At 43.1% G+C, this 11,922-nt stretch carries 14 protein-coding genes; 12 read left to right on the top strand and 2 right to left on the bottom strand.

The window, feature by feature from the left end; all coding sequences use genetic code 11:
• Positions 1-370: 370 nt before the first annotated feature.
• A complete protein-coding gene (locus OYT88_RS10010; RefSeq protein WP_274399734.1) occupies positions 371-622 on the bottom strand; it encodes a hypothetical protein in 252 nt (83 codons plus the stop codon).
• Positions 623-834: 212 nt separating this feature from the next.
• On the opposite strand from OYT88_RS10010, the gene OYT88_RS10015 reads away from it, so the two are divergent.
• From OYT88_RS10015 to OYT88_RS10065, 11 genes are all read left to right on the top strand, one after another.
• Positions 835-1,638 carry a sorbitol-6-phosphate dehydrogenase subunit gene (locus tag OYT88_RS10015; RefSeq protein ID WP_274399737.1) on the top strand — a complete coding sequence of 268 codons (804 nt, stop codon included), beginning with the start codon at positions 835-837 and terminating at the stop codon, positions 1,636-1,638.
• Positions 1,639-1,659: 21 nt separating this feature from the next.
• Positions 1,660-2,082, top strand: a complete 423-nt coding sequence (locus OYT88_RS10020) for a PTS sugar transporter subunit IIA (protein WP_274399739.1) — start codon at positions 1,660-1,662, stop codon at positions 2,080-2,082.
• On the top strand, positions 2,075-2,578 hold the full coding sequence (locus OYT88_RS10025) for a PTS sugar transporter subunit IIB (RefSeq protein ID WP_274399742.1): 504 nt from the start codon (positions 2,075-2,077) through the stop codon (positions 2,576-2,578). The genes OYT88_RS10020 and OYT88_RS10025 overlap by 8 nt, the downstream gene beginning before the upstream one ends.
• A gap of 1 nt (position 2,579) precedes the next feature.
• A complete protein-coding gene (locus OYT88_RS10030) occupies positions 2,580-3,323 on the top strand; it encodes a PTS mannose/fructose/sorbose/N-acetylgalactosamine transporter subunit IIC (protein WP_274399744.1) in 744 nt (247 codons plus the stop codon).
• On the top strand, positions 3,323-4,174 hold the full coding sequence (locus tag OYT88_RS10035; protein ID WP_274399746.1) for a PTS system mannose/fructose/sorbose family transporter subunit IID: 852 nt from the start codon (positions 3,323-3,325) through the stop codon (positions 4,172-4,174). The genes OYT88_RS10030 and OYT88_RS10035 overlap by 1 nt, the downstream gene beginning before the upstream one ends.
• A 19-nt stretch (positions 4,175-4,193) precedes the next feature.
• Positions 4,194-5,378, top strand: a complete 1,185-nt coding sequence (locus tag OYT88_RS10040; protein ID WP_274399747.1) for a mannitol dehydrogenase family protein — start codon at positions 4,194-4,196, stop codon at positions 5,376-5,378.
• 69 nt (positions 5,379-5,447) lie between these two features.
• A complete protein-coding gene (locus tag OYT88_RS10045; RefSeq protein WP_274399748.1) occupies positions 5,448-6,029 on the top strand; it encodes a dihydroxyacetone kinase subunit L in 582 nt (193 codons plus the stop codon).
• Positions 6,030-6,043: 14 nt separating this feature from the next.
• Positions 6,044-7,045, top strand: coding sequence for a dihydroxyacetone kinase subunit DhaK (locus OYT88_RS10050; protein ID WP_274399749.1), 1,002 nt, complete (start codon positions 6,044-6,046; stop codon positions 7,043-7,045).
• A 19-nt stretch (positions 7,046-7,064) separates the two neighbouring features.
• Positions 7,065-7,724, top strand: a complete 660-nt coding sequence (gene hxlA, locus OYT88_RS10055) for a 3-hexulose-6-phosphate synthase (protein WP_274399752.1) — start codon at positions 7,065-7,067, stop codon at positions 7,722-7,724.
• Positions 7,721-8,287 carry a 6-phospho-3-hexuloisomerase gene (hxlB, locus tag OYT88_RS10060; RefSeq protein ID WP_274399754.1) on the top strand — a complete coding sequence of 189 codons (567 nt, stop codon included), beginning with the start codon at positions 7,721-7,723 and terminating at the stop codon, positions 8,285-8,287. Before hxlA ends, hxlB begins: the two co-directional genes overlap by 4 nt.
• Before the next feature lie 206 nt (positions 8,288-8,493).
• Positions 8,494-9,282 (top strand): GntR family transcriptional regulator, encoded by a 789-nt coding sequence (locus OYT88_RS10065; RefSeq protein ID WP_274399756.1) that lies wholly within the window; start codon positions 8,494-8,496, stop codon positions 9,280-9,282.
• Positions 9,283-9,916: 634 nt separating this feature from the next.
• On the opposite strand, the gene OYT88_RS10070 is transcribed toward OYT88_RS10065, so the two are convergent.
• Entirely contained in the window at positions 9,917-10,072 is a 156-nt protein-coding gene (locus OYT88_RS10070; RefSeq protein ID WP_274399757.1) for a hypothetical protein, read from the bottom strand.
• A gap of 223 nt (positions 10,073-10,295) precedes the next feature.
• Between OYT88_RS10070 and OYT88_RS10075 the strand changes: the two genes are divergently transcribed.
• The gene (locus OYT88_RS10075) at positions 10,296-11,912 is read left to right on the top strand and encodes a PucR family transcriptional regulator (RefSeq protein WP_274399758.1); all 1,617 of its coding nucleotides are present in this window, start codon (positions 10,296-10,298) and stop codon (positions 11,910-11,912) included.
• Positions 11,913-11,922: the final 10 nt, after the last annotated feature.

Genomic DNA, 11,922 nt, shown 5'->3' on the forward strand with positions numbered 1-11,922 from the left:
TTTCTGAAGAAGCGAAGCTGTCAATTTTATGACAGAACTTTTAAACGGATGGCAGGACACCGTCTGCAGATGAAATATGGGTCAGCTTCCCTCACTGGCAAGTAAACTATTGCAGTATGATTTCGGATTCAGTAATAACTTTTTTCAAAGATGGATCATTTCAATTCGCTATTCAGCATTTTTTGAAAGATCATCTGTCTTGATGCATGCTAAGGCGTATAAATCAAACTGCTCTTGTAAATTGATAAACGGTCCTTATTTGCATTAATGAATCAGCACATTTTGTTTTCTTCTTCAAAAAGCTTTAAATTTCTCAAACAATTTAAGATTGTTCCATGAGATTTTCATAGATCGGCATTCTCCCCCATTCTTAGAGAATCCGAACCCCGCCCGCAACGACCGACACAACCAGCGCCGACCGATAACTGCTTCTAAAGGTCGATAAATCTGATGTGCCGACCGATAAAACTACCATATCGACCGAAAAGCCGCTTCTAACGACCGAAAAACTCCCGGCAACGACCGATAAAACCAGTGCCGACCGATAAACTGCTTCTAACGATCGATAAACTCGCTGACACGACCGAAAAACTCCCTGCGGCGACCGATAAACCGGGCACAATGACCGATAAAACTCCAATGATGACCGATAAACCCGCGGTCGATGTGATGATTAATAAATCGACGATAAATTGCAATAATTCAATTTTAACAAAATGTCAAAATGTAACCGCTTGCATTGGGGAAATAAATATGTTATTTTTTCTTTAGACATAATGATGTCATGACATTCTGTCGTAATTATTGTTTTGAATTTTAATGGAGGTGAGATTTATGGGTTGGATTGATTTGGGGGGAAAATATGTTGTCATCACAGGAGGAAGCTCGGGAATCGGAGCGCAGATTGTCCGGATGATGCAGGATAATGGTGCAAGTGTCACGATTATAGACCTGAAGGAAAACGATGAATTAACGAATCTGAAGAATGTGGATTATAGGCATTGTGACATAACGGACGATCGGCAGGTTACCATGACATTTGACCGTATCTTTGAGGAACATTCCAAAGTGGATGCACTTATTAATGATGCGGGAGTCAATACGCCTAAGCTGCTCGTTGACTACTATGATAAAGAGCCTGGGCACGAATACACCTCAGGTGATTTTGATTTTATATTCAACGTCAATGTCAAGGGGGCTTTTCTCTGCACCCAAGCTGCAGCAAGACAAATGATCAGGCAGAAACATGGCGTTGTGATTAATATCAGTTCTGAAGCCGGCAGCCAGGGGTCTGTTGGGCAAAGTATATATTCTGCTACCAAGGGAGCCATTAATTCATTTACATTATCCTGGGCAAAGGAATTAGGACGTTTTAATATTCGCGTTGTTGCTATTGAACCGGGCATTAATGTTCCGACTCCCATGGGGAACCCGGAGCACGTCAAGTATTTAGCGTATACCCGCAGCACGAATTCGGATACGAAAGGAACAGAGACAAGCTACAAAAAAATTATTCCCCTTGGCAGAGTGGGGCAGCTGGATGAGATTGCCGATTTGGTCAATTATTTAGTTTCAGATCGTTCTAGTTACATTACCGGTACCGTGATAAATATTACCGGGGGAAAATCTCATAGTTGATGAAAGGGGAAAGAGTGATTCATGAGCGGAATTGAAAAGCCATGGATTCTGATCGTTACACATGGTCATCTCTGTGAAGAAATCGTTAAAAGTGCTGAAATGATTCTTGGAAAATTGCAAAATGTTTATACCTTTCCATTAGTTGAGGGTGAAGAACCTCAGGAATTACGAGATAAAATTCGGGCTGTTTTAGACAAGGCCCCGGACAACTCAATTCTTCTGGCTGATATGTTTGGCGGGACTCCGGCTAATGCGCTGGCCTATTTTTCACAACAAAAAAAGTATACTGTCGTTTCAGGCCTTAATTTAGGAATGCTCATTGAAGCTGAAATGATTCGTTCCCAGGATAATTACAGTAATATTGCCGAACATTTACTGGCATCGGCCTTAAAAAGCATGGTGGATATCAGGAGAGCAATGAAAGAAGGTGTCAAAAATGCTTGATGGAGTCAAGCTTGTCCGTATTGACTATCGTCTTATTCACGGTCAGGTCATTACAAAATGGAGCAATAAAGCTAACGTTAATCGCATTGTGGTGGTAAATGATGAGCTGGCCAAAGATTCATTCATGACTCAAATATATACCATGGCTGCGCCTCCGGGAATTAAAGTTGAAGTTGTTGCCATAGAAAATTTTGTGAAAGAGGCTTTGAAAGTCGACAGTTCATACAATTCAAAAGCGATCCTAGTATTATTCAAGAACATTATCGATGCCAAAAAAACGGTCGAAGCGGGTGTCAAATTTAACAGTATGCAAATTGGCGGATTAGGTGCCGGCAATGGCCGAAAGATGATCGTCAAAGGCATTTCGATTGATAGAAAGGATGCGGAGGACCTATTAGTGATACAGGACACCGGCGTAGAAGTGAATTTTCAAGTAACACCCGAGGAAAATCGTGTTAGCCTGAACAAGGCTGTTCAAAAATTGGGGATGAGATAAAATGTTAGGAGTTTCTATCTTCACCGGTATTTATTACTGGATTATGAAAACTGATGTTGGATATGGAATTACCCATGCGATACGTCAGCCTTTATTTTCAGCATTGTTTATCGGTTTAATCATGGGCAAATTTACTGAAGCCATTATTATTGGCGCTGCCGTCCAGATTCTGTATATCGGGTTGGTCGCCGCCGGTTCGAATCTGCCGGCAGACGATTGCCTCGCGGGATTGATTGCCATTCCCATTGCCCTGCAGTCTAATTTAACGCCGGCCGTTGCCATTACTATTGCCGTTCCGGTTGGGGTTATCGGCGTTTTCCTGGATCAATTTCGTAAGACCATCAATATCGTGTTTGTGCATATGGCTGATCGGTTTGCTGCCAAGGGTAATCAAAAACAAGTGGTCCTTTCTGCGTTATTATATCCGACTTTGTTAGCGCTTTTTTACCGATTCCCTGTTCCGTTTTTCGCCAACTTATATGGGGCCAATGCAGTTACGGCGTTTATGAAGATTATTCCTCAATGGCTGATCAATGGTTTTGGCATTATGGGCGGCATTTTGCCCGCTCTTGGATTTGCTTTGACGATGTTCGTAATTGGGAGTAAACAGTTATTGCCTTGGTTCTTTATTGGCTTCTTCCTGGTTGAATATTCGAAAATCCCGGTTATGGGTGCTGCTATTTTCGGTATTGCCGCAATTATTTTGATTTCAATGTGGCAACAAAAGAAAGGAGCTAATGCGTGATGGACTCTAATAGAGAAGAAAGTAAAACAATCCAGATTACAGAAAAAGACGTTAAGAATAGCTGGCTGCTTCATTATATAGTCGCCGAAGTGGGCATTTCCTATGAACGTCTGCAGGCTTTAGGTCTAACAGTTTCGCTGCTGCCTGTTTTACGGAAACTATATAAGACCAAAAGTGATATTGCCGATGCGATGAGACGGCACTTAGTATTTTTTAACACGGAAGCTGTCTTTGGATCGCTGATTAACGGAATCGTTATATCCATGGAAGAGCAAAAAGCACGCGGAGAGGACATTAATACTGAAGCGATTACGGGTATTAAAACCGGACTGATGGGACCTTTAGCCGGTATCGGGGATTCCATAGACTGGGCTACTTTTAAACCGATTATTTTTGCATTGGCAGCTACCTTGAGTGCGAAGGGGAATCCATTGGGTGCATTTGTTTTACTGGTCCTGCCGATGATCCAGATTATTATCGGCCGTCAACTCTCCGCGTTCGGATATCGTACCGGGCGTGATTCAGTCACGGAATTGTTATCATCCGGGCGTATACAGCAACTCATTACTGCTGCCAAGACTCTTGGGCTTTATATGATGGGAGCTCTTTCATCGACATATATTGCTGTAACGACGCCTGTAAAATTTGTTTTCGGCCAGGGGAATGCTCCTTTTGTATTGCAAAAGGTATTGGACAGCATTGCACCCGGATTAATTCCGCTGGCTATAGTATTTTTCATCTATTGGTGGCTGAACCATAAAAACCAGAACCTGGCCGTCGTTGTTTTGCTGCTCGTTGCTATTGCCCTGGTCGGATCGTTTATAGGAGTGTTAGCGCCGGTTAATAGTTAATCGCATAGGAGATGTCGAAATGAAAGCGGTTCATTTTGGGGCTGGCAGTATTGGAAGAGGGTTTATCGGTGACTTGTTAAATGATTCAGGTTATGAAATCACTTTCTTAGACGTTGATGATGGGATTGTTAACCAAATAAATGAAACTCAGTCCTATTCACTTTATCTGATTGATCACAGCTTGGAGAAACGTGTCGTTGACAAGGTGCATGCGATCAATAGCGCGAAGCATGAAAATGAAGCCGTTGCTGCGTTAAGGGATGCAGACATTATCACAACATCGGTCCTGGGCGGAAACTTAAAAAATATTGCCCCTGTATTGCAAAAAGGCCTTGCTGCTCGTTTAGAAGCCCATCGGCCCCGTGTCAATATTCTTGCATGTGAAAATGTAGTGGGAAATAGTAAAATTTTGCGAAAAAAAATACTCGATTTGTCCGATAACGAGCTAACTGAAGAACAACTCGATCAAACTGCAGCCTTTCCGGATACGGAAGTTGACCGTTTAGTGCTGAAGAGTGTCCGTGATGGAAAAATGGGAATTGATATCGGCGATGCTTATGAACTAGTCATTCAACGAAATGGGCTGGCAGATCCCAAATTGCAGCCAATCAGAGGGGCATTCTATACGGATGACATTCAGAAATATTTTGAACGCAAGCTCTATATTATCAATACCGGTCACGCGTGGGCAGGCTATATCGGGCATATTTACGGGTACACAATTATCCAGAACGTATTTAATGATCCGGAGATTATGCCCGGGATCCGGGGAACCATGCAAGAGACGGCCGCATTGATTCATGCCAAATATGGTTTTACCATGGATGAATTAAAGAACTATATTGATTTTGCTATCAATCGGTTCATGACACCGGGGGTTAGAGACACCATTGTCCGTGTATCGCGCGATCCAATCCGGAAACTGCAGAATAATGAAAGAATGGTCGGACCGGCACTGCAGCTGGAAGAAAGAGGGCTCGATAACAGCCTGTTAATTCGCGGAATTGCAGCTGTTCTCTTGTTTGACATACCAGAAGATAGAGAATCTGTAAAATTGAAAAAATATATTGAAGACAATGGCATTGACCAAGCCATTACACATTTTACCGGTCTTGGTTCAGATCATCCGCTTCATGACCGTGTGCTGACGGGCTACTACCATTTAAAAGACATCAAGCTTTATCATCAGAAAAAGAAAGAGTAGATGAATACAATGGAATTCACAAACAAAGCCGGCATCGTCATTGTCCGAAATATAATTAAGAACATTGAGATGAACAAAGATCACTTGGGGGAGATTGATCGCTTTGTCGGCGATGGCGATCATGGTTCCAATCTCAATAAGGGAATGAAACTGGCTGATCGCGCCATTGATTATGAACATGACGACATGAGTGAAGGATTTAACAAGATTTATAAAGAGCTGACCAATAAGATCGGTGGATCAATAGGTCCCTTACTTGGTTATTTTTTTAAGGGGTTGGCCAGTGCCTCTAAGGATTCAGAATTTATTGACGGCTGCGTGACAGAAAAAATGTTGCTTAATGCGCGCGACAGCGTCACTGCCCTGACTGAAGCAAAGGTCGGCGACAAGACCATCATGGATGTATTGATACCGGCGGTCAATGCCTATCAAGCTTCATATGATACGACTCATGATTTTGAGGCCGGTTTGAACGAAATGAGTTCAGCATCAAAAGAGGGACTTGAGAGTACCAAAAATTTAATTGCTAAGTACGGACGCGGACGCCGTCTGGGAGATCTTGTGATCGGGCATCAGGATTCCGGAGCTGCATCGCTTAATATTATGATACAAACATTTGCTGAGACGGCAAAACAATTGATAAACAAATGAAAGGAAGAAAAATTATGCAGCGTTTTATAAACGATCCCGATTTCGTAGTTGATGATATGCTGCGGGGATTTGCAAAGGCCCATGCAGATAAGGTTTATATTTCCAGAGATAATGATCACGTAGTCGCAATCAGAGAGCGTGATCGCAAGCGAAAAATTGGATTAATCAGTGGGGGAGGCAGCGGTCACGAACCGGCTTTTCTTGGTTACGTGGGCCGCGGTTCACTCGATGCAGTTGCTGTAGGTGAAGTATTCGCCTCTCCGCCGGCCGAAACTTTCTATGATGCTATGATAGCAGCTAACTATAATAATGAAGTCATTGGACTGCTGGGAAACTATGCCGGGGATGTGATGAATTTCAAGATGGCGGCGGACATGGCCAAACAAGATGGGATCACTGCCCGATATGTGACGGCGCATGATGATATTGCCTCCGCTAAAAAAGGCGATGAACAAAACAGACATGGCATTGCCGGCGGCTACTTCATGTGGAAGATTGGCGGGGCCCGTGCCAATGAAGCAGCTACAGCCGACGAGATTATTCTCTCAGTTCAAAATGTTGTCAATAAGACACGCAGTATCGTTGTCGGGTTGTCATCGTTGACGATTCCTTCAGTTGGGAAACCGAATTTTACGGTCGAACCGGGGAAAATGGAGTTTGGCATTGGACATCATGGAGAGCCGGGTATTGAGACGGCGGATCTTGCTGAGGCGGATGGTGTTGCGGAAAAAATGACTCAGGCTCTACTAGATGATTTCGAATTTGATCGGCCGAGACATGTCGCTGTGATGATCTCCGGACTAGGGGCAATGCCGATGATGGAGGCCTATATTCTCTACAACAAGGTGGAGGAGGTCATCCGAAATGCAGGTCATCGCATTGATCATGTCTATATCGGAAATTTTGTCACTTCACTCAATATGAATGGTGTGTCTTTAACGATCGTTGAACTGGATGATGAAATAGAACGTCTTCTGACTGAACCGGATGTTCCGGTTGGTTTGGAGAATTACTGAAAGGGAGTTCTTAACCGATATGAAATTACAGGTCGCACTTGATGGGTTTAAATTAGATGACGCGGTTAAATTTGTGAGAAAAATTTATGACTTTATTGACATCATAGAAATCGGTACGCCTCTGATCATTGACGAAGGCATGCATGCCGTCCGCCGCATGAAAAAGGAATTTCCGGCCAAAGAAATCCTGGCCGATCCAAAAATTATGGATGGAGGTTATCATGAGGCGGAAATGCCGTTCCAAGCAGGCGCTGATTATTGCACGGTCCTGGGTGTAGCGGAGGATAATACGATAAAAGAAAGCCTGAAAGCGGCTCAGGATAACGGCGGAAAACTGGTAGTAGATACGTTACAAATCCAGAATTTAGCATCGCGGGTTAAAGAAATTGAAGCAATAGGCGTTCATATTATTTCAGTGCATACCGGCTTTGACCAGCAGCAAATGGGCCGTACACCTCTCCGAGATTTACAAATTGTCAAAGAACATACCAAAAGTATTGGTGTTTCTGTTGCCGGCGGTATTAATTCAAAGACGATTGAACAATACATTGCCTTAGAGCCGGATATTGTCATCATGGGCGGCGGATTGCAAAATGCAGAAGATCCGGTAGAAGAAGCCCGAATAGTCAAAGAAGCGCTGCAGCGCCATGAAAAATTAAAAGGCGGCGGAACCCAATGACCAAATCAGAAAATTTGTTGAAAATCATTAATGAACTGCATCGTAATGCAGCGCTTGTCGATAATGATAGCCTTTCAGCAGTTGAAAGACTTATTACCCGTGCTAACCGGGTTTATCTGGCAGGAGCAGGCCGTTCCGGTTTTGCCGCCCGCGGTTTTGCCAATCGATTGATGCATTTAGGCTACCGTTCCTATTTTGTCGGTGAAACCATAACGCCTGCTATCAGTGACAAAGACCTGCTGATTATTGGTTCCGGTTCCGGGGAAACGGCTAGTTTAGTAGCCGATGCCAAAAAAGCAAAAGAAATCGGAGCCTGGCTGGCAACCCTTACTATTTACCCGGACCGGACGATTGGAGCTTTAGCGGATGCGATTATTGAAATACCGGGTGTTACGTCAAAAGTTAATGCGGCAGGCACCGATGCCGGTTCGTCGATTCAGCCCCATGGCTCTTCATTTGAACAGATGAGTTGGCTTGTCTATGATGCAATGGTGGTAGATTTAATGCTTATGACCCATCAAACCGACAAAGAAATGTTTGCACGTCATGCTAATCTGGAATGACTAACCACGTCCTAAACGGGTATTATTAATGCCTTCTGGGAAAGCTCATAACACGGGTATATTCATTGTATAGCAGTGAATGTGAATACTTGGTGCTGTGGGCTTTTTACTTATGTGTATTAACATTTCCAAATGTTTTAAGCATAAGATATACTGAATACAATGATAGATAAAACTCGATGACCAATACGAGGGAGACAGTTTATATGCAAAAAGAAAATACACAGAAATATGAATTGTTTAAGCCGATTACATTAGGTGCTCATTCTCCTGCACCCCTTTATTACCAGATTGAAGAGGATATTATGCAAAAAATTAATAATAAAGTACTCGGCATTGATACTCAGATGCCGAGCGAAGAAAAGTTAATTGATCTCTATCAGGTGAGCCGGACAACAATACGAAAAGCTATAGATGAACTTGTCAGTAAGGGCTTTTTGTACCGCAAGCGGGGAGTGGGAACGTTTGTAGCGAAGCGGCATGATCCGTTCTGGCAGCTTGATAGGTTAGATAGTTTTCCGGAAATGGCTAAATCGACAGGCCATGTCAGTAAAACCGAAGTCATAGATTATTCCCTGGTCGAATCTGATGATCGTTTAATTAAAGCATTCGGCCAGGAGAAACAGCAATTTCACCGTTTAGAACGTCTAAGATTTATTGATGATGTACCTTCGGAGGTGGTGACTACATATGTTCCAATCAAAATTGCCCCGAATCTGATGGACTATGATTTTGAGAAGATGTCATTATATCACGTATTAAAGACATATTTTCATGTCGATATCTCTGCTTCAGAAAAAACGATCAGATCTGTTAACGTAAAAGAGTGTGAAGCAAAATTATTGAATATTCCTGTTGGAACCGCGATTCAAATGGTGGAATCGGTTACGCTTAATAAAGCGAATGAATCGGTTGAATACTCGATCGCGCGTGATTATGGCATAACGGCCACTCTAAAAATAAAAATCAGCACGATTAACGAACAAATTAATTAGAAGGGACCGCTTAATTCCCCATCATCTTGATACATCATCCATTCAGTGTTTCTTTTGTTATGGAAGATGCATCGAAATCCACAATCGTCGAAAAAAGCGCATGTTTTTTCTAAAGCAGAAGGTCCGATCATATATTTTGGAGAAGTGCAAATGGCATCTGACAGTTTTCCATTACCCTGCCGCCGAATCCAGGCAATCGCCAGGCTCTATACCTATTTCCGCGGAAGATTACTTCAGTTTTAATGTCCGCATGGCTGTCGGGAGAATCTCTGACTATATTCTCGAACTTTTGAAGAAAAGTATCGTTTAAACGATCAAAGAGAGCTATTTTTTATTGCTTCATTCATATCGTCATCTCTCCTTTTAATGCCTCATAAACAGTTAAACCAGTTTATCGCGGAGACCTCAAAGCAGAAAATGAATGTGCTATTCTGGGCATAAATTCTACAAGAAGGTTCGTTTGCTCTTTTACTCGTTTTCTCCGGTTCAACGTGCTTAGATTGTTCAAGCAGCTCCACACTATTTAAAAATCCATTCTACGGCTTTTGCTTCAGTTGCTGCTTTTCCAATTCTCCCCATTCCTTAAGAATCCGGATCAGCTGACGGTCTACCGATTCAGCTGAAGACTCCAATCTTATTTTGGAGCGACTGATAAACTCCCCGCGACGGTCGATAAACCTCTCACAATGGTCGATAAATCAAGCATGACGACCGATAAACATTTCCCGTCGACCGATAAATCAGGCATACCGACCGATAAATTCCCGGCAATGGTCAAAATCGGGAGCATCGGCCGGCATTCTCCTGCACTAATCAATAAATTTTTCACAATGATCGATAAGTCAACCATAACGGCTGTGAGGAATCGATGTTGCGGCAGCCGAGTCAATGTGATATTATTTTCATAAATTTTTCTGAATATATCTATTTTGACGATAATTCTGGAATGATTGAAATTCTACTCTTTTGTAAAGAATGGATTCATTTTATACACAAGGGGAGCGGTTATGCAGATGAGTGTTACAATTGCAGATCTGCTGAAATTGCCCTGTCTGGAAGATGCGACAGTCAAGGCGGGTTCAAATGGATTAAAAAATATTGTCAGTTCTGTTTCTGTATTGGAGTATTCGGAGCCGACCCATGTCCAGAATCTTTTTTTCGAGAAAAATAAAGTATTTCTGGGCGGAGAGCTGGTGATTACCGGTTTTGTCAATATTAAGGACGATGTCGGCGCCCAGTGCGAATCCATTCGCCGAATACACGCTGCGGGTGATGTGGGCTTAATCATTTATTATGTCGGCATCATTTTGCCGAAGATTGATCAGAAAGTTTTAGATACAGCGAACGGGCTGAATTTTCCGGTTATCTGTATGCCTAAGAATCGCATTGACCTGCGCTACAGTGAAGTCATCAGCGATGTTGTGGAAGCGATTATCAGGGACCAGAGACAAGAGAAATATTTTGTCGGGGAGATGCTGGAGCGTATATCAAGTATGCCGGCCTATCAGCGTAAAGTTGAAAACGTACTGAGAATGATCAGCGACCGGATCCACTGCACGCTGATTATAACCGACAGGCAGTATGCGATCCTGCAGCGGGCCGCTTGGCCGATGTCGGCAACGGAGCATCTCGAAGAAGCCGTGCAGGTTTATAGAACTGATCAAGATCACAGCAGGGAAAAAGTGACTTTGAGCAGCGGCAGACAGATTTACATGGACAGCAGGTCGATTCTTTCCGATCACCACGTTACTCTGTATCTTTTTGTCGTTTCGGAAAGGACCATAGATAAAGAACAGGTGGATCAATCGACGGAAGTCATTCGTTTATTCATTAATATATGGAACAATCAGGAAGGCCATATCGGGACGACGGAACTTGTGCACGCCATTATTAAGGACGAACCGGTTAAAATGCGTCGATTGGCAGAGATTATGCATGTCAATGTTGCGTCATTTCATACCGTCTGGGTCATTTTTGCACGAAACCGGGCACCTTCAGAAAATCAGGATTCCGTGAATCTCGCATTATTATCAGCGGTTAAGACATTCTTTGGGCAGCAAAAAATACACTTTGTTGCGGATATCTTTGAAAATCGTGTGCTCGTCTTTTTTGAAGATCTGAAATTTATGGATCAACTGCATTCACAGGCGGAAGCATTTATCCAGGAGATCCGGGATGATGCCCATCCGGCGGTGCTGTTTTATCAAACAGGCCTGGAAAATACGACGAACGTCCGCAACACTTATACGCTGTTGAATCTTCATTTAAAGGATATCTTTGCGATCTATCCGCGAAAAGACATCCTGACTTACCAGGAACTGTTGTTTACGAAAGACTGTGCAGAAATGATCGGCCGGGGAGAAGAAAAAGTTCAGGAAACGCTTGCTCCGATTGCGCCTATACTGGCCGATGAAAATGGGGAAACGCTGATCAAGACGCTGACTGTCTATTTGCTTGATGTACAAATGAGTATTGCGAAAACGGCAGATCGATTATATGTTCACCGGAACACTGTAAAATACAGACTGCGGCGGATTGATGAACTCCTTAATTATAATATCCGTAAATTGCCGGAAAACTATTGGGTGTACGTCGCGGTGGCGGCAAGGAGGCTGTTGAGAAAAGGTTAGGTTAAAAAGC

The organism is Sporolactobacillus sp. CQH2019, assembly GCF_028765345.1.
In the GTDB taxonomy this organism is placed as follows: domain Bacteria; phylum Bacillota; class Bacilli; order Bacillales; family Sporolactobacillaceae; genus Sporolactobacillus.